Below are 16298 nucleotides of genomic sequence, written 5' to 3'. Positions count from 1 at the left end.
GATGGACGGGTGCGCGCGTCCCGGCTGATCTCCCTGGTGCTGCTCCTGCAGGCGCGGGAGACGATGACCGCGGCCGAGCTGGCCGAGGAGCTGGAGGTCTCCGAGCGGACCGTCTACCGGGACGTGTTGGCGCTCTCGGCGGCCGGGGTGCCGGTCTACGCCGACCGCGGCCGGGCCGGCGGCTACCGCCTGCTCGGCGGCTACCGGACCCGGCTGACCGGGCTCACCCGGGACGAGGCGGAGGCGCTCTTCCTCGCCGGGCTGCGTGGGCCGGCCGGCGACATGGGGCTCGCCGACGCGGTCGCCTCCGCCGAGCTGAAGCTGCTCGCCGCGCTCCCGCCGAGCCTGCGCGACGCGCCCGCCCGCACCGGGCAGCGGTTCCACCTGGACGTGCCGGGCTGGTTCCGGGAGGCCGGTCCGCCGCCGTGGCTCACCGAGCTGGCCGGCGCGGTGTGGCAGGAGCGCACGGTACGGCTGCGTTATCGCCGCGGTGACCGGGAGGTCTCCCGGGAGCTGGCCCCGTACGGTCTGGTGCTCAAGAGCGGTACCTGGTATCTGGTCGGCCGGGTCGACGGCCACCATCGGACGTACCGGGTGGACCGGGTCACCGACGTCGAGGTCGGCGCGGAGACGTTCGACCGCGACGAGGGCTTCGACCTGGCCGGGTACTGGCGGGAGCAGGCCGAGGCGTTCCTGCGGAGCATGCTCCGGGTCGAGGTCACGCTGCGGTTGAGCGCCGCCGGTCTGCGCCGGCTCCGTCACCTCGTCGACGCCCCCTTCGTGTACGACGAGGCCGTCGCCGCCGCCGACGGCCCCGACGGGCAGGGCCGGGTCGTGCTGCGGCTGCCCGTCGAGTCCGTCGAGGTGGCGCACGCCCAACTGCTCACGCTCGGCCCCGAGGTGGAGGTGCTCGAACCGTCGGAGCTGCGCACCCTGATGGTCGCCGCCGCCGAGCGGATGAGCCGGCTCTACGCCGACCCGAACCCGCCGCCGCCGAGTGCGGACGGTCAGCGGTAGCCGGTGACGTCGGCCGGCCGGCCGGCGTCGACCACCTCACTGATGTAGCGGAACGCGTCCGGCCGGCTGCCGTCGACGTCGGTGAAGCCGTACACCTGGGACAGCTCCCCGGCGGAGACGGAGCGGCCACTCCAGCGGGCCCGCTCCTCGTCGGCGGCGAGGGCGGCCACCGCACGACCGACGAAGGCCGGCGTCTCCGAGATGAGGAAGTGCGGGTCCTTGGCCGCCCCGTCGCGCCAGTTCTCCTCGGTCACCCCGAAGTGCTCCAGCATCGCCTCCGAGCGGATCCAGCCCGGGGTGAGCGCGACAGCGGTGCCGCCGTGCGGCTTCAGCTCGTGCGACCAGGCGAAGGCGAGCCGGTTCACCGAGACCTTCGCCAGGTCGTAGAAGACCGAGAGCCGGTAGTTGTCGTCGTTGTACGCCTTCGTTCCGTCGCCCATCTCGACCACCAGTCCGCCGGGCCGGCGGATCAGCAGCGGCAGCACGAAGTGGCTGGTGATGACGTGGGTGTCGACGGCGAGCCGCAGCGTACGCAGGCCCGCGTCGAGCGGCTGCTTCCAGACCGGCTCGTGCCAGGTGACGAGCGGGTCGGCGCCCCAGATGTCGTTGACCAGCACGTCGAGGCGGCCCTGCTCGGCGTCGATCCGCGCGGCCAGGTCGCGGACCTGCTCGGGGACCAGGTGGTCGACCACGACGGCGTGGCCCTCGCCGCCGGCGGCGGTGACCAGTTCGGCGGTCTCCTCGATCGTCTCCGGACGGTCCAGCTCCGATCGGCCGGCCCGGCTGCTGCGGCCGGTGGCGTAGACGGTGGCCCCGGCCGCGCCGAGCTGGACGGCGATCTGCCGGCCGGCGCCCCGGGTCGCCCCGGCCACGAGCGCGATCTTCCCTGTCAGCGGTTTCGTCATACCAGCGAGACTGCCAGCGATACCTGACAGCCGAAGTCCGGTTTTCCGAACGGATGTCGGGCGACCGGCCCGCAGCGGCGACCCGACCGTCGCGTCACTCCACCAGACGGATGCGTACCCGGCGGTTCGCCCGGCCCTTGCTCTCCACCTTGACCACCTGCACCTTCCCGATCTGGGCGGTGGAGGCGACGTGGGTGCCGCCGTCGGCCTGCACGTCCAACCCGACGATGTCGACGATCCGCACCTCCTGCTCGTCAGCCGGGATGAGGTTGGACTGGGTACGGATGATGTCCGGCAGCGCCAGCGCGTCCGCCCGGGGCAGCACCCGGACGGCGACCGAGCGGTCGGCGGCCACCTCGGCGTTGACCAGCTCCTCGATCCGCGTCTTGAAGTCCGTCGGCACCTCGGGGAGGTTGAAGTCCATCCGCGCCTCGCCGGGCTCCATGTTGCCGCCCGTGACCAGCGCCCCGAAGTCGCGGAACACCACACCGCAGAGCACGTGCAGGCCCGAGTGGGTACGCATCAGCCGGGTACGCCGCCCGTCCTCAACGGCGCCGGTGACGGTGCTGCCGACCGGCGGCAGCGGATCCCCCTCGACGGGGATCAGCCAGAGGTCGTCGCCCTTGCGGGTGCCGGCGATCCGGGTCTGTACGCCCTGCCAGAGCAGCACCCCGTGGTCCGGCGGCTGCCCACCGCCACCCGGGTAGAAGGCCGAACGGTCGAGCACGATGCCCTGCTCCGGGTCGGCGTGCAGCACCGTGCACTCCCACTCGCGGAGGGTCGGGTCGGCGAGATCCAGCCGGTGCGTCCGGCCGTGATGTGTGACACCCATGTCAGGGCAGGTTACTCGTTGAAGAAGGTGGAGATTCGTTCGCGCAGATCGGCGCGTTCCGTCCAGAGCACGTTCGGTCGGTCGTAGACGTGCAGGGTGGCCTGCGGAAGCGCGGCCGCGAGCTGCTCGGCGACCGGCACCGGATGCAGGTCGTCGCCGGCACACGCGATCACCAGCGCCGGTGTGCTCACCGCCGCCAGGGCCCGGGCGTCCGGCAGTGCGACCTGCTCCGGAAGGTCGGCCAGTCCCGGCGCGAGCCCGTCCCGGAGCAGCTGGTCCAGCCGCTGACGCAGGTAAGCCCAGCCGGCCGGCGTGTTGCGGATCGCGGTCGGCAACTCACCGCTGACCACCTCGGCGACGAGGGCGGCGTCCCCGCTCTCGACCGCTTCGAGCAGCGCGGTGAGCCGCTGCCGGGCCACGTCGTCGCGCGGCCGGTCGAGCACGGCGGGCAGGAAGAAGACGAGCCGTTCGAAGCGCTCCGGGCTCTGCGAGAGCAGCCGGCAGAGCGCGCCGGCACCGAGGCTGGCGCCGAAGGCGCGGGTGGCGCCGCTGAGATCGGCCATCGCCCGGACGTCCCGGGCCAGGTCGGCGTAGCTCCACGGGCCGGGCGGCGCGTCCGAACGGCCGTGGCCGCGGAACTGGAAGAAGACCTTGCGGCCGCTGACGCCGCTACCGAACGGCCTGGTCGTGGCGATGCCGTTGCCGAGCCCGTGCGCGAACACGGTGATCGGGTCGCCGGCGCCGGTGACCAGCCGCTCCAGCCGTACACCGTGCGGCGTGGTGACCAGTTCGGTCTCCGGTTCGGGCAGCGCGGGGCGACCGGTCCGGGGAGCACCCGGGCCGGGGCCCCAGGTGCGGGGTCCGCCGTCGGGCGGAGGAGGCCAGCGAAAGCCTCTCACCAGAACCCTCGGCCGTCGCTGAGGTCACGCAGCCCGACCCGTACGTCCAGCAGGTAGATGAGCGCGGCCGCGATGCCGATCAGTCCGAAGAGGCTGATCGGGCCGAAGCCGAGCAGGGTGAGCACGAGGCAGACCGCCAGGATGGCGATCCAGCCCCCCTTGGGCAGGGTGCCGATCGCGTTGAAGGCGTCGGACCGCTGGGTGATGGCGTGCACCAGTGCGACGCCTTGAATGATCAGCGCGAAGACGAGCAGGACCAGCTCGATCACGTAGCGGGCTTCGAAGGCGAAGATCGGCGCGGCGTAGGCCATGACGGCAAGCTTATGTCGGCGACCCCGGAAACGTCCGACAAGGACGCCTCCGGGGATGCCGGTGCAGTGGATTACTCGGCGGCCGGGCGGGTCCGCTTGGTTGCCCGGGGCAGCTTGCCCGACGGGGTCTCGGCCGGCTTCGCGGCCTTGGTGCGGGGCTTACGGGCCGGAGCGTCTCCGGTCTTGGCCCTGACGGCGAGCGGCTTCTCCTCGACGAGCTTCGCCACCTCGGTCGGGCTGGGCACCTCGGCCGGGGCGGTGGTCTCGGTGGCGGCCGCCTCGGCGGGCTGGGCGTCGGCCCGCGCCGGCCCGGTGCCGGCCCCGGTCGCCTCGATGTCGGTGTTCACCGTGTCGGCCGCCTCCGGCACGCCGGCCCCGACCACGCGCTCACCGCGGGCGACCAGCGCGTCGTACGCGGCCAACGCCCGCTCCTGCGCGACCTGCGCACCGGCCAGCACCGCGGCCGCGTTGCGGGTGGCCGCGGCACGCAGCTTCTCCGGGTCTACCGCTTCCCGCAGCCGGTTCAGGTCGGCGGCCGCGTTGCGGGTGGCCGCCGCGCGCAGCTGGTTCAGGTCGAGGTCACCGGCGGCCGCCTTCTCCCGCAGGGCATTCGCGGTGCGCAGCGTCTCGTTGGCCTTCTCGCGCAGCTCGAAGCCGGTGACCACGGCCTTGCCACCGAGATCGGCGACCACCCTGGTGCCGAGGTCGCTGACCGTGGCGGGCAGCTTGCGCAGCTGCTCGATCGCCAGCTCGCCGGCGCCGGCCGCGGCGTAGACGGGGGCCGGAATGCGGTTGGTCTTCGGCTCGGTCATGACTTCTCCTCCTCGGCCGGCTCCCCGGCCTTCGGGGCCGCGCTGCCGGCGGCCTTCTTCTCGGGGCTACTGCTGCTCGTCGGGGCGGGCGCCGGACCGGCCTCGGTGACCGCGACCGACTCGAGGACCGCCTCGGTCGGGGTGCCCTCCGATGTGGTGGGTCCGGTGGCGGCCGGGTTGACGAGTCCGGCCGCCTCGGTCGGGGTGGCCGGCTGCCCGGCGGCGGCCGGTGGCTCGTGGGTCGCGTTCGCCGCGGCGGTAGCCTCGGCGAGGCGGACGTTCTCCCGGCGGAAGGTCTCGTAGATCTGGCTCAGCGACTGCTTCTGGGCCATCGTGAGGTCGGGGTCCACGGCGATGGCGGCGAGCACACCGTGGCCCTCCTTGTCGTCCAGGAGCCCGGCCCGCAGGTACATCGCCGGGGTCGAGACCCGCAGGGCGCTGGCGAGTTGCTGGAGCACCTCGGCGCTCGGCTTGCGCAGGCCGCGCTCGATCTGACTGAGGTACGGGTTGCTGACCCCCGCCTGCTCGGCGAGCTGACGCAGCGAGATCTTCGCGTTGCGTCGCAGGTCGCGAATGAACCCGCCGATGTCGGGAAGGTCCTTGCCGGTGGCCATGGTTCGACGGTAGCCCGGGGTGCTAGCTACTGCAAGCAATATGCTTGCCAGAGTTAGCAGCATCTCACCAACGTGCTTGCGCGTCCCGTCTGTCCGTGTCTACCGTCCTCGAATGACCAAGATCGAAGTGAACGGCGCCGTGCTGGCGTACGACGACGCCGGCGAGGGCAGCCCCGTGGTGCTGCTGCACGCCGGCATCGCGGATCGGCGGATGTGGCGGGCGCAGATCGCGGCCCTCGCGGCCCGGCACCGGGTACTCGCCGTCGATCTGCGCGGCTACGGCGAGTCCGAGCTGCCGCCGCTGCCGTTCACCCACCACGACGACGTGGCGGGCCTGCTCGACGCTCTCGGCCTGCCCCGGGCCGCGCTCGTCGGCTGCTCGTTCGGGGGTCGGGTCGCCGTGGACACCGCGCTCGCCCACCCCGACCGCGTCTCCGCCCTGGCGCTCTTCGGCGCTCCGGTCTCCGGCCACGAGTGGTCCGAGGAGACCGAGCAGCTCTGGGAGGAGCTGGTCGGCGACGTCGACCCGGAGGACTTCACGGCCACCGCCGCCGGTGAGGTGCGGTTCTGGGTGGTCGGCCCGACCCGTCGCCCGGAGGAGGTCGACGCCGAACTGGTCCGCTTCGCCGAGCTCATGGACCAGCGGGCCCTCGCCGCCGAGCAGGCGCTCAGCGCCGTCGAGGTGGGCGAGCTGGACCCGCCGGCCACCGACCGGCTCGGCGAGCTGGCCGTACCCGTGCTGGTCGGGACCGGCGCCGACGACGTGGCGGACCTGCGCCGGCTCGCCGATCGCATCGCCGCCGAGGTGCCGCGGGGCGTACGGATGCCGGACGTGCCGGACAGCGCTCACCTGGCGCCGCTGGAGCGCCCGGAACCGATCAACAGGGCGCTGCTCGACTTCCTACCCTGAGCCGCACCCACCCCGTCCCCCCCGCCGCTCCCCCAGCCGTGAGCCCCAGCCTGTCGATCATGGCGTTGACCGCGGTTCCGGAGATCGACTCCGCCGTCAACGTCATGATCAACAACGGGCGCGTCCCGAGCGACACCGCTCGCCCGGGGGCCGGGAGAAGTTGAGCGTGATACCGCAGAGGCATAAATACGCCTCTGCGGTATCACGCTCAATGGACCTATGTGGGCAGGGCCGGGCCGGTGGGATGGGGCGGGGTGGGGCTACCAGAGCGGGCGGACCGCGCCGACCGGCACGCCCCCGCCGAAGAGCGGCACCTCGGCGTACTCGGTGAGCACCGGGGCCTCCACACCGAGCCGGCGCAGCGCGGAGACCAGCACCGGCATCCGGGCACGCGCGGCCCCGTCGTCGATCTTCAGGGCGACCGCGCCCACGCCGGGGAGCGCCGCGGCGATCACGCCCTCCGCGCCGACCTTGGCGAGCAGCCCCGGAATGCCGCGCATCAGCCGGGTGTCGTCGGCCTGGGTGCCGCCGACCAGCTCCGGGTACGCCCGCATCGCGTCGGCCACCGTACGCGGCAGCGAGCCGGCCTCGGCCGAGACGAGTCGAAGGAACGCGCCGGCCAGCCCGGTCAGCGAGACCGCGAGCACGGGCGCGCCGCAGCCGTCGACGCCGACGGCCGCCACCTCCTCGCCGGTGAACTCCTCGATCGACTCACGCAGCCGCTGCTGGAGCGGGTGCTCCGGCCTCCAGTAGCCGTCCAGCGGCCACCCGGCGGCACGGCAGGTGAGCAGCATGCCGCTGTGCTTGCCGGAGCAGTTCATCTGGATCCGGGTCGGCCCGCCACCGGAACGCAGCACCACCTGCCGCGCCTCCTCGCCGGCCGGCAGGTCCGGCGGGCAGTGCAGCGCCGACTCGTCCAGCCCGGCCCGCGCCAGCAGCCCGGCGACCCGCTCCAGGTGGAAGTCCTCACCCGCGTGGCTCGCCGAGACGAGCGCCAGGTCGGCCGGATCGCCCAGCGACAGACCGGCGCGGAGCATTCCGATCGCCTGCATCGGCTTGCTGGAAGACCGGGGGAAGATCGGGGAGGTCACGTCCCCGGCGCCGGCCACCGTCGCCCCCGAGACGTCCAGCACCACGACCGAGCCGCGGTGCACCCCCTCGACGAACTCCGACCGGACCACCTCGGCGAGCGGCGCGCCGCCCTCGTACGTCTTTGCCACGCTGTGGACGGTACCGACGCGACGGCGGCCTCCGACGGCCGGGTGACCAGGTCGTCCGGCAATCTGTGACAGGAGTGCCGAACGGGGCTGGCCTTACAGGCCGAGCAGCTCGCGGGCCTCGGCGGTGGTCAGCGGCGGACGCTGGGCGAGCTGCGCGAAGCCGACCGCCCGGGCGACCAGCTGCATGTTGGACTCCACCGGGCGGCCCTTGGCGTAGGTCACCGTGTCCTCCATGCCGACCCGCAGGTGTCCGCCCGCGGAGAGCGAGGCGAGCAGCACCGGGATGGTGCTGCGGCCGATGCCGGTGGCCGAGAAGGTGGTCCCCTCCGGCAGGTCCCGCAGCATCTGCCGCGCGGCGACCAGCGTCTCGGTGGTGCCCGGCATGCCGCCCGGCACGCCCATCACGAAGTCGACGTGGACGTGCCCACCGTGCGGCAGGCCGTACTTGCCGAGCAGGCGCTGCAGCGCGGTCAGGTGACCGAGGTCGAAGATCTCGTACTCCGGCACGACACCCCGCTCCTGCATGCGGGTGTGCAGGTCGACGATGAACTCCCAGCGGTTGAGGAAGACGTCGTCGCCGAAGTTGACAGTGCCCATCGTGCAGGAGGCCATGTCCGGCGCGGCGTCGAGCACCGCGAGCCGGTGGGACTCCGGATCGGTCACCGCGCCGCCGGAGGAGAGCTGGACGATCAGGTCGGTGCTCTCCCGCAGCGCCGCCACCGTGTCGCGGAGCCGCCCCTGGTCGAGGGTCGGCTTCGCCTCGTCGTCACGGATGTGGACGTGGATCACGGCGGCGCCGAGCGCCTCGCACTCCTTCGCGGTGAGCAGCAGCTCGTCGAGAGTCACCGGCAGCGCCGGGACCTCGGCCTTGGCCGACTCCGCGCCGGTCGGGGCAACCGTGATCAACGTCCCTGTGGTCATGCCGGGATCCTAGACGCCGAGGTCAGTCCGGGTCGATGGCGGCGGCGATGCTTCCGATCATGAGGGTCGCGTCCTCGGGGACGTTGCGTTTGATCACCGCGAGCGCGATCTGGCCCAGCTCGTGGTGGTGCACGGCGGTGCCCACGAAGCCGACCGTACGGCCGTCGAGCGTCACCGGGGTGCCGGCGGTCGGCGGGTGGTCGGTGGTCACCCCGTCCAGATGCAGCAGGACGAGACGTCGCGGCGGCCGGCCCAGGTTGTGCACCCGGGCCACCGTCTCCTGGCCCCGGTAGCAGCCCTTGTCAAGGTGCACCGCCGGGCCGATCAGGTTCACCTCGGCGGGGATCGTCCGGTGGTCGGTGTCCACGCCGACGCGAGGACGGCGGGCGGCCACCCGGATCGCCTCGTACGCCCAGAGCCCGGCGACGGGCACGCCCGCGCCGCGCAGCTCGGCGACCACCTGCTCCATCGACTCCCGAGGAACGAGCAGATCCACCCCGAGGGGCACCCGGCGAGCCCAGCCACCGGCGGGCAGCGGCTGCACGGCGTAGCGCGCGGTGGGCCGGGGCGGCACCTCGCCGTGCCGGAACTTCGGGCCCGGCACGGCTACCGCGTCGGGTGCGGCGAGCCCGGTCACACCGAGCGTCTCCAGCGCCGCGGGCGCCTCCGGCCCGACCAGGGAGAGCAGCGCGTGATCGGCGGTGGCGTCGCGCGGCTCGACCTTGCTGAAGAAGCGCATCTTCTCCAGGTACGACAGCAGTCCGGCGGTGGCCCCGGGCTCGGTGTCCAGCCAGCTGGTCACCCCGTCCTCGGCGACCAGGGCGTGCTGCTCGATGTGCCCGTGCGGGGAGAGCACCAGCAGCTCGGTCCCCTCGCCCGCGGCGAGGTCGGCGAGGTGCTGCGAGGTCAGGGTGTGCAGCCAGCTCGCCCGCTCCTCGCCCGGCACCGCGATCACACCCCGGTGCGACCGGTCCACCAGACCGACGGCCGTGTCCAGCGCGCGTTGCTCCCGCATCGGATCGCCGTAGTGCGCGGCGACCCCGCGCACCCCGGCCGCGGCGTGCTCCGGCTCGGGCTGGTCGCGGCTGGCCTCGTCGATGCTCTCGACGGCCACCGCGCCCGCGATGTCGATCATTCCTGGTCCCCGTTCTCACAGCTGCCGCAGACGCCGAAGAGTGACACGTGCCCGATGTCCACCCGGAATCCACGCTGGGCGAGGAGCTGGTCGGCGAACGGCCGGATCAGCTCGGGGTCGATCTCGTCGATCCCGCCGCAGTTGCGGCAGACCAGGTGGACGTGCTGGTGCTCGCCGGCCGCGTGGTACGTCGGTGAGCCGTGCGAGAGGTGGGTGTGGGTCACCAGGCCGAGCCGTTCCAGCAGCTCCAGCGTGCGGTAGATGGTGGTGATGTTGACGCCCGCGGCCACCTCGCGGACCGCGGTGTGCACCTGTTCCGGCGTTGCGTGACCGAGGTCCAGCACCGCCTGCAGCACGAGCTGTCGCTGCGCCGTCAGCCGCAGCCCACGGGAGCGGAGCATTTCGGCGAGGGAGGATTCGGACACCGTCCGATCATAGTTCGTCATCAGCGCGGATCCCGGTCCACCTGCTCCGCCGCTACGCTCGGCGGTCATGGTGGCAGCGAGGATCGCCGTACTGGGTCGCGACGCCGTCTCCGCGGATGATCCGGTGCTGCGCGGTGACGACCGGGGCGTACTGCACGGTGACGGGATCTTCGAGACCATGCACCTGCGCGCCGGGACGCCGTGGCTGCGCGACGAGCACCTGCACCGAATGGCCCGCGCCGCGGCGGCAGTGGAGCTGGCGCTGCCGCCCCGGGCCGTGCTGGTCGGGCTGCTCGACGCGGTCCGGGCGGGCTGGCCGGCCGAGGTGGAGGGCGCGCTCCGGCTGGTCTGCACCCGGGGACCGGAGAGCGGGGGCCCGCCGACCGTCTACGCCACCCTCGCCGAGGTTCCGGCGGCCGCCCGCCGTGCGCGGGTGACCGGAATCACGGTGGCCACCCTGCCACTCGGCGTGCCCGCCGCGTCGCGCACCGCGCTGGAGTGGCTGCCCACGGGGATCAAGTCGACGTCGTACGCGGTGAGCACGGCCGCCCGACGCTGGGCGCTGCGGACCGGGGTCGACGACGTGCTCTGGGTCTCCTCCGACGGGTACGCCCTGGAGGGGCCGAGCGCGAACCTGGTGTGGCTGGTCGGCGGGACGCTCTGCACGGTGCCGGCCGCCCGGACCGGCGTCCTGCCCGGCACCACGGCGGCCTGGCTGCTCGCGCACGCCGGCGACCTGGGGCTCGGCGCCGACGAACGGATGGTCACGCCGGCCGGGCTGCGCGGTGCGGACGGCGTCTGGTTCACCTCGTCGGTACGGGGCCTAGTCGAGGTGACCGCCCTGGACGGCGAGCCCCGCCCCCCGTCCCCGCACACCGCTCCCCTGCAGGCGCTCCTGGGCCTCCCCGTCGAACCGGCGTGATCATGAGGTTGGCGGGCGTCACCGCCCCGGCGGACCCGTCAACCTCATGATCGACGAGGTGGGCGGGTCAGCCGCCGAGGGGGGTGGGCCGGTCAGCCACCGACGCGGATCAGGCGGGCGGAGAGGTGCGGGTTGAGCCCCTGACCGACCGCCGCCATGTCCTGCGCGTAGAGCAGCGCGCCCTCGACGATGCCGAAGAGGCGGTGCCCCGCGGTGACCTCCTTGGCGGTCGACGTCCGCACCACCGCGTCGGTGACCAGCTCGACCTGGGTGCCCTTGCGCCGCCCGAGGTAGAGCTCCATCACCCCGGTCGGGTTCGTCAACAGCACCTCCAGCTCGTCGGTGGCCCGGCCACCGTCGAGCACCGGCCGCCACCAGCCCACCTCACGGCCGGCCGGGCGCACCGGGCGGCTCTGCTCGTCGAGGATCCAGGCACGCGACTCGTAGAAGAGGAACGGCCGCCCGTCGTGGCTGATTCGGATCTCCTGCGCGAAGTCGAAGTCCTCGACGGTGGGGTAACCGCCCCGCCCACGACCGCGCCACACCCCGATGTAGGGCAGCAGGCCGTCCAGCGTCGGGTGCAGCTTCGGGCCGACCCGCAGGTCGTTGCTCTCCTCGTACGGGTACGGGTCGACCGGCGGCGCGTTCAGCCACGGAGGTGGCGCCAGCGGGTTGTCGTCCGACGGGTTCGCGCTCACCGGATCTCCTTCGCTCGCGACTGCGGGGCTCGCAAACCCGGTCCACTCCTCGCGCTCACCAGTTACCTCTCGAGATGCGTACGGCCAGATAGATCAGGCCACCGGCGAGCGCGCCCAGGCCGGCGACCAGCAGGCTGACGAACCCGATCTCGGTAACCATCGCGGCCATCCTATGCTGGGCCCCATGGCCCGTACTCTCGTCGTCAAGGCCACCGCTGGTGCGGACGCCCCGGAGCGGTGCGCCCAGGCGTTCACCGTCGCCGCGACGGCCGCCGCCGCCGGAGTGGAGGTCTCCCTCTGGCTGACCGGTGAGTCGACCTGGTTCGCGCTGCCCGGCCGCGCCGAGGAGTTCGACCTGCCGCACTCGGCCCCGCTGGCCGAGCTGCTGCACGTGCTGCTCACCACCGGCACGGTCACCGCCTGCACCCAGTGCGCCGCGCGGCGGGAGATCGGCCCGGACGACGTGCTGCCGGGCGTACGGATCGCCGGCGCGGCGGTCTTCGTCGAGGAGACGATGGCCGAGGGCGCGCAGGCGCTCGTCTACTGACGGCACCCCCGGGGCCGGCGCCGCCTCACCGGCTCGGTGAGCAATACCGATACCCGCCCGATTTGTCCGGCCGCTGCCTACGATTCTGCTGTGGGCGAGGCCATCGAGCGGTTCTTCGAATCGCTACCGGCGCGCGCTCCCGAGGTCCTGCGCGGGCTGGTGAGCGGCACCCTCCAGATCGACCTCTCCGTGGACGGTGGTGTCACCGAGCACTGGCTGGTCCGGATGCGCCCGGGAGTGGTGGAGGTGCGCCGCGAGCGCGCCCCGGCCGACGCGATCTGGTACAGCAGCGCCGACCTCTTCGAACGGATGGTGTGCGGGCAGGCGCAGGGCGTCGCCGCGGTGTTCCGCAACGAGAGCACGTTCAGCGGGAACGTCGTGCTCTTCCTGGTCTTCCGCCGGTTCTTCCCCGACCCGCCCGGCACCCGGGACCCCCGCGAGACGGCTCGGCAGCAGACCGGGCGGTCGGCGTGAAGGACCTGGTCAGCATCCTGGACGGCAGCACCTTCCTGGTGAGCGACAGGCGTGGTGACGTCGAGCCCTCCTTCGACTTCCCCACCGGCCTCTTCTCGTTCGACACCCGGTTCCTCTCCACCTGGCTGCTCACCCTCGACGGGGAGCGCCTGCACGCCCTCTCGATCGACGACGCGAAGTCCTACCGCACCCGCTTCTTCCTGGCCCCCGGCGAGCCGACCCACTACCTGGACGCCAACGTCTCGGTGATCCGCAGCCGCGCCATCGGTGGCAGCTTCAACGAGGAGCTGACGGTGCTCAACCACTCGGGGGAGCCTGTCGAGTTCACCCTGCGGCTCGACATCGGCGCCGACTTCGCCGACCTCTTCGAGATCAAGAGCCCGCGGCAGAAGAAGGGGCGGACGACCGCGACGGTGAGCGGGAACGAGCTGCGCCTGACCTACCGTCGCGAGGCGTTCCACCGGGAGACGGTGGTCACGACGAGCGAACCGGCGGACATCGACGTGGCCGGCATGACGTTCCACGTCCAGGTCGGCCGGCACGGCGAGTGGACCACCCGGCTGCACGCGGCGACCATCGTCTACGGCGCACGCGGTGAGGACATCCGCTCCAGCCTGCGGTACGGCGGCAGCCGGGACGTGGCCGTCATCGAGGCCGAACAGAGCGAGCTCATCGAGCGGGCACCGAAGCTCGGCTGCGACTGCGAGCCGCTCGCCACCGCGTACCGGCGCAGCCTCAACGACCTCGCGGCCCTGCGGTACGAGTCGATCGCCCTCGGCGTCCGGCTGCTCGCCGCCGGGCTGCCCTGGTTCATGACCCTCTTCGGCCGGGACAGCATGTTCACCTCGCTCCAGGTGCTGCCGTACCTGCCCGAGCTGATCCCGCCCACCCTGCAGATCCTCGGCGGTCTCCAGGGGCACCGGGTGGACGACTTCCGGGACGAGGAGCCGGGGAAGATCCTGCACGAACTCCGCTACGGCGAGACGGCCGGCTTCGAGGAGCAGCCCCACTCGCCGTACTACGGCTCGGCCGACTCGACACCGCTCTTCGTCATCCTGCTCGACGAGTACGAGCGGTGGACCGGCGACAGCCAGCTCGTGCTCCTGCTGGAGTCGGCGGCGCGGGCGGCGTTGGGGTGGATCGACACGTACGGCGACCTGCTCGGCACCGGCTACATCTGGTACCAGACCCGCAACCCGCGTACGGGTCTGCAGAACCACTGCTGGAAGGACTCACCGGACTCGATCTCGTACGCGGACGGGCGGCTGCCCGGCTTCCCCCGGGCCACCTGCGAACTCCAGGGCTACGCCTACGACGCGAAGATCCGGGGCGCCCGACTGGCCCGCAAGTTCTGGAACGACCCGGAGTACGCCGACCGGCTCGAACGCGAGGCGGCGGAGCTGAAGGAGCGGTTCAACCGCGACTTCTGGATCCCGGAGAAGGAGTACTACGCGCTCGCCCTCGACGCCGACGGCCGGCACGTCGACGCCCTCGCCTCGAACATGGGCCACCTGCTCTGGAGCGGCATCGTGGACGAGGCTCGGGCCGGGCGGATCGTCGACCATCTGCTCGGGCCACGGCTCTTCTCCGGGTGGGGTGTGCGTACCCTCGCCAACGACCAGGGGCGGTACAACCCCATCGGCTACCACGTGGGCACCGTCTGGCCGTTCGACAACTCGATCATCGCCTGGGGTCTGCGGCGGTACGGCTACCGCGAGGAGGCCGGGCGCATCTGCGACGCGATGCTCGCCGCCTCCCACTACTTCAACGGCCGACTGCCCGAGGCGTTCGCCGGATACCACCGCAGCCTCACCGACTATCCGGTGATGTATCCGACCGCGTGCAGCCCGCAGGCCTGGTCGACCGGGACGCCGCTGTTGCTGCTGCGGGTCATGCTCGGCCTCGAACCGCAGGGCGAGCACCTGGTCATCGACCCGGCCGTGCCGGAGGGCATGGGCCGCATCGAGCTGCTCGACATCCCGGGGCGCTGGGGCCGGGTCGACGCGCTCGGTCGCAGCCGCATCCCGAGCGAGGAGCACCGCCCCTGACGTTCCCCGGTCTGCCGACCGCGTGGTCGTCGCAGGCCGGTCACGGCCTCTCCGGCGGGCGGGTCAGGAGCAGACGGTGGTGGCGGCCAGGTGCGGGTCGTCGGCGCTGGTGTCGAGCAGAACGGTGGCCCGGTCGGTGCGGTAGGCGTACGCCTCCGCGGTCTCCAGCACCGGGCCGCCCGTGGCGAGCGGCGCAAGCGGGGCGACCTGGGCCTTCAGGCCGAGGTCGGTGTCGGAGCGGACGGTACGCGCGACCCCGCCGTCGGGACAGCGGGCGGTCACCAGCTCGGGTTCGGTCTCGGCGGGGACGCCGAGGACACGCAGCGCGTCGGCGAGCTCGGCCACCTCCGCTCCGGCCGTCGCGGCGTCGTCGGCCTGCCGGTAGCCGGCGCCGATCGGGCGGCAGCCGGTGTCGACGGTCAACCGGAACCGGCGTTCGCCGGCCGGTCGGCCGGTCACCGCGACGAACTCACCGGCGTCGGCGCGCAGCCGGAGCCCGTCCGGCGTCGTCCGCACCCCCGCCCGCCAATCCTCCGGCAGCCGATCCGCGAGCCCGTCGAGCAGTTGCCGCTCACCGCTCTCGGCCGCGGCCACCGCCACACTCCGGCTCAGCGTCGCGCCCTCGGCCAACGGGGTGAGCCGGCAGCCCCGCTCGACCTGCGGCGGGGTCAGCTCCAGCACGGCGCTCCCGGCGGCGGCGACCAACTCGCCGACGGCCCGGTCGACGAGCGGGCCGGCCTCGGAGAGGGTGCGTTGTTCGCGCACGGTGGGCGGGTCGTCGCGGACCGAGGTCCAGGCGAGAAGCGCGAGCAGCAGTGCCCAGGCCACGGTCGCGGCCAGCAGCCAGCGGCGGCGGCTGGGCACCGGGGCGTCAGGACCGGTCGGCGGGGCGTACCCCGTCTGGACAGCACCGCTCACCGAGCCATCGTGTCACGTGACGCCCGGCCGTCCGGACCCGCGTCGATGGTCGGGCCCGGGGCCGGCCGGCCCGGCAGCCCGCGCGGCGCCGAGCGACGGCCACCGCACGCCCGGCCGCCCGCAGGTGGGCGTACGCGCCCGGGGCCGGCCACCCGTGCGGGTGACCGGCCCCGGGGCGATCAGAGACTGTCGGGAAAACCCGGGGCGAGCGAGGCGGAGTCCAGGCGGCGATCCGGCAAGGCGGAGCTTCGTCCGGATACCGGTGTTGTATCCGGACGAATCTCCAACGCCGCCGGTCGTCGGCTGGGCCCGCCGCAGCCGCCGCAGGGTTTCCCGACAGTCTCTCGGAGCGTGGGTCAGGAGGCGACGGTCACGGAGACCTCGTTGACGCCCCGGCCGGCGGTCACGCTGGTGTCGCCGTTGCCGTGCCGGGAGAGCGCGCGCAGGGTCCAGGTGCCCGGCGCGGCGAAGAAGCGGAACTCGCCGGCCGCCGAGGTCACCACCTCGGCGGTGAACTCGCCGCTCGAGTCGAGCAGCCGGACGTACGCGCCCGGCACGACCTCACCCCCGGCGGACCGGACGACGCCGCTGATCACCGTCTCCTTCTCCAGGTCCAGACCGGCCGGCAGCGGGGCGGCCTGGTCGGGGGCGGCGCAGCCGGCGGCGGTGGGAGCAGCGGGAGCGGTCACG

The 16298-nt window shown here is 73.1% G+C and carries 20 protein-coding genes; 6 read left to right on the top strand and 14 right to left on the bottom strand.

Translation table 11 applies throughout. The annotated features are described in order from the left end of the window. Positions 1 to 9 precede the first annotated feature (9 nt). Positions 10 to 1017: a helix-turn-helix transcriptional regulator gene (locus tag D7147_RS21375; protein ID WP_120680398.1), complete on the top strand. Its 1008-nt coding sequence runs from the start codon at positions 10 to 12 to the stop codon at positions 1015 to 1017. Here D7147_RS21375 and D7147_RS21370 read toward each other — a convergent pair. The 6 genes from D7147_RS21370 to D7147_RS21345 form a co-directional block, all read right to left on the bottom strand. Then, positions 1008 to 1922 (bottom strand): SDR family oxidoreductase, encoded by a 915-nt coding sequence (locus D7147_RS21370; RefSeq protein WP_120680397.1) that lies wholly within the window; start codon positions 1920 to 1922, stop codon positions 1008 to 1010. The genes D7147_RS21375 and D7147_RS21370 overlap by 10 nt on opposite strands. Before the next feature lie 94 nt (positions 1923 to 2016). After that, positions 2017 to 2754: an alanyl-tRNA editing protein gene (locus D7147_RS21365; RefSeq protein WP_120680395.1), complete on the bottom strand. Its 738-nt coding sequence runs from the start codon at positions 2752 to 2754 to the stop codon at positions 2017 to 2019. 11 nt (positions 2755 to 2765) lie between these two features. Next, a complete protein-coding gene (locus D7147_RS21360; protein WP_120680393.1) occupies positions 2766 to 3653 on the bottom strand; it encodes an alpha/beta fold hydrolase in 888 nt (295 codons plus the stop codon). Further along, positions 3650 to 3964 carry a DUF2516 family protein gene (locus D7147_RS21355; protein ID WP_120680391.1) on the bottom strand — a complete coding sequence of 105 codons (315 nt, stop codon included), beginning with the start codon at positions 3962 to 3964 and terminating at the stop codon, positions 3650 to 3652. Before D7147_RS21355 ends, D7147_RS21360 begins: the two co-directional genes overlap by 4 nt. 71 nt (positions 3965 to 4035) lie before the next feature. Further along, positions 4036 to 4776 (bottom strand): hypothetical protein, encoded by a 741-nt coding sequence (locus D7147_RS21350; RefSeq protein ID WP_120680389.1) that lies wholly within the window; start codon positions 4774 to 4776, stop codon positions 4036 to 4038. Beyond that, positions 4773 to 5390 (bottom strand): helix-turn-helix domain-containing protein, encoded by a 618-nt coding sequence (locus D7147_RS21345; RefSeq protein ID WP_120680387.1) that lies wholly within the window; start codon positions 5388 to 5390, stop codon positions 4773 to 4775. Before D7147_RS21345 ends, D7147_RS21350 begins: the two co-directional genes overlap by 4 nt. 112 nt (positions 5391 to 5502) lie before the next feature. On the opposite strand from D7147_RS21345, the gene D7147_RS21340 reads away from it, so the two are divergent. After that, positions 5503 to 6300 (top strand): alpha/beta fold hydrolase, encoded by a 798-nt coding sequence (locus D7147_RS21340; RefSeq protein WP_199734222.1) that lies wholly within the window; start codon positions 5503 to 5505, stop codon positions 6298 to 6300. 260 nt (positions 6301 to 6560) lie between these two features. Here the strand turns inward: D7147_RS21340 and D7147_RS21335 are convergent, their stop codons facing one another. The 4 genes from D7147_RS21335 to D7147_RS21320 form a co-directional block, all read right to left on the bottom strand. Continuing rightward, the gene (locus D7147_RS21335) at positions 6561 to 7520 is read right to left on the bottom strand and encodes an asparaginase (RefSeq protein WP_120680383.1); all 960 of its coding nucleotides are present in this window, start codon (positions 7518 to 7520) and stop codon (positions 6561 to 6563) included. A 93-nt stretch (positions 7521 to 7613) separates the two neighbouring features. Then, positions 7614 to 8441, bottom strand: a complete 828-nt coding sequence (locus D7147_RS21330; RefSeq protein ID WP_120680381.1) for a BKACE family enzyme — start codon at positions 8439 to 8441, stop codon at positions 7614 to 7616. Between the two features lie 22 nt (positions 8442 to 8463). After that, entirely contained in the window at positions 8464 to 9576 is a 1113-nt protein-coding gene (gene ygfZ / locus D7147_RS21325; RefSeq protein ID WP_120680379.1) for a CAF17-like 4Fe-4S cluster assembly/insertion protein YgfZ, read from the bottom strand. Beyond that, entirely contained in the window at positions 9573 to 10001 is a 429-nt protein-coding gene (locus tag D7147_RS21320) for a Fur family transcriptional regulator (protein ID WP_187398614.1), read from the bottom strand. The genes ygfZ and D7147_RS21320 overlap by 4 nt, the downstream gene beginning before the upstream one ends. 67 nt (positions 10002 to 10068) lie before the next feature. Here D7147_RS21320 and D7147_RS21315 point away from each other — a divergent pair, with 67 nt between their 5' ends. After that, positions 10069 to 10923, top strand: coding sequence for an aminotransferase class IV (locus tag D7147_RS21315; RefSeq protein ID WP_120680375.1), 855 nt, complete (start codon positions 10069 to 10071; stop codon positions 10921 to 10923). A gap of 92 nt (positions 10924 to 11015) precedes the next feature. Here D7147_RS21315 and D7147_RS21310 read toward each other — a convergent pair whose 3' ends face one another. Then, the gene (locus D7147_RS21310) at positions 11016 to 11621 is read right to left on the bottom strand and encodes an FABP family protein (protein ID WP_120680373.1); all 606 of its coding nucleotides are present in this window, start codon (positions 11619 to 11621) and stop codon (positions 11016 to 11018) included. Between the two features lie 55 nt (positions 11622 to 11676). After that, the gene (mtfM, locus tag D7147_RS33395) at positions 11677 to 11781 is read right to left on the bottom strand and encodes a small membrane protein MtfM (RefSeq protein ID WP_267900765.1); all 105 of its coding nucleotides are present in this window, start codon (positions 11779 to 11781) and stop codon (positions 11677 to 11679) included. Positions 11782 to 11793: 12 nt separating this feature from the next. Here mtfM and D7147_RS21305 point away from each other — a divergent pair, with 12 nt between their 5' ends. From D7147_RS21305 to D7147_RS21295, 3 genes are all read left to right on the top strand, one after another. Next, positions 11794 to 12168: a DsrE family protein gene (locus D7147_RS21305; protein ID WP_120680371.1), complete on the top strand. Its 375-nt coding sequence runs from the start codon at positions 11794 to 11796 to the stop codon at positions 12166 to 12168. Between the two features lie 90 nt (positions 12169 to 12258). After that, positions 12259 to 12642, top strand: coding sequence for an SCP2 sterol-binding domain-containing protein (locus D7147_RS21300; protein WP_120680369.1), 384 nt, complete (start codon positions 12259 to 12261; stop codon positions 12640 to 12642). After that, a complete protein-coding gene (locus D7147_RS21295; RefSeq protein WP_120680367.1) occupies positions 12639 to 14690 on the top strand; it encodes an amylo-alpha-1,6-glucosidase in 2052 nt (683 codons plus the stop codon). The genes D7147_RS21300 and D7147_RS21295 overlap by 4 nt, the downstream gene beginning before the upstream one ends. A gap of 63 nt (positions 14691 to 14753) precedes the next feature. On the opposite strand, the gene D7147_RS21290 is transcribed toward D7147_RS21295, so the two are convergent. Then, the gene (locus D7147_RS21290) at positions 14754 to 15608 is read right to left on the bottom strand and encodes a hypothetical protein (protein WP_120680365.1); all 855 of its coding nucleotides are present in this window, start codon (positions 15606 to 15608) and stop codon (positions 14754 to 14756) included. 356 nt (positions 15609 to 15964) lie between these two features. Beyond that, on the bottom strand, positions 15965 to 16297 hold the full coding sequence (locus D7147_RS21285) for a DUF1416 domain-containing protein (RefSeq protein ID WP_120680363.1): 333 nt from the start codon (positions 16295 to 16297) through the stop codon (positions 15965 to 15967). Position 16298 lies beyond the last annotated feature (1 nt).

This window comes from Micromonospora musae, assembly GCF_003626545.1.
Classification (GTDB): Bacteria; Actinomycetota; Actinomycetes; order Mycobacteriales; family Micromonosporaceae; genus Micromonospora; species Micromonospora musae.
This window is presented reverse-complemented; position numbering and strand designations above follow the sequence as displayed.

Excerpts from the sequence above, each read along its gene's own strand:
- D7147_RS21345 (WP_120680387.1), bottom strand. The coding sequence starts at position 5,390 with ATGGCCACCGGCAAGGACCTTCCCGACATCGGCGGGTTCATTCGCGAC.
- D7147_RS21315 (WP_120680375.1), top strand. The coding sequence starts at position 10,069 with ATGGTGGCAGCGAGGATCGCCGTACTGGGTCGCGACGCCGTCTCCGCG.
- D7147_RS21340 (WP_199734222.1), top strand. The coding sequence starts at position 5,503 with ATGACCAAGATCGAAGTGAACGGCGCCGTGCTGGCGTACGACGACGCC.
- D7147_RS21370 (WP_120680397.1), bottom strand. The coding sequence starts at position 1,922 with ATGACGAAACCGCTGACAGGGAAGATCGCGCTCGTGGCCGGGGCGACC.
- ygfZ (WP_120680379.1), bottom strand. The coding sequence starts at position 9,576 with ATGATCGACATCGCGGGCGCGGTGGCCGTCGAGAGCATCGACGAGGCC.
- D7147_RS21305 (WP_120680371.1), top strand. The coding sequence starts at position 11,794 with ATGCTGGGCCCCATGGCCCGTACTCTCGTCGTCAAGGCCACCGCTGGT.
- D7147_RS21330 (WP_120680381.1), bottom strand. The coding sequence starts at position 8,441 with ATGACCACAGGGACGTTGATCACGGTTGCCCCGACCGGCGCGGAGTCG.
- mtfM (WP_267900765.1), bottom strand. The coding sequence starts at position 11,781 with ATGGTTACCGAGATCGGGTTCGTCAGCCTGCTGGTCGCCGGCCTGGGC.
- D7147_RS21365 (WP_120680395.1), bottom strand. The coding sequence starts at position 2,754 with ATGGGTGTCACACATCACGGCCGGACGCACCGGCTGGATCTCGCCGAC.
- D7147_RS21355 (WP_120680391.1), bottom strand. The coding sequence starts at position 3,964 with ATGGCCTACGCCGCGCCGATCTTCGCCTTCGAAGCCCGCTACGTGATC.
- D7147_RS21350 (WP_120680389.1), bottom strand. The coding sequence starts at position 4,776 with ATGACCGAGCCGAAGACCAACCGCATTCCGGCCCCCGTCTACGCCGCG.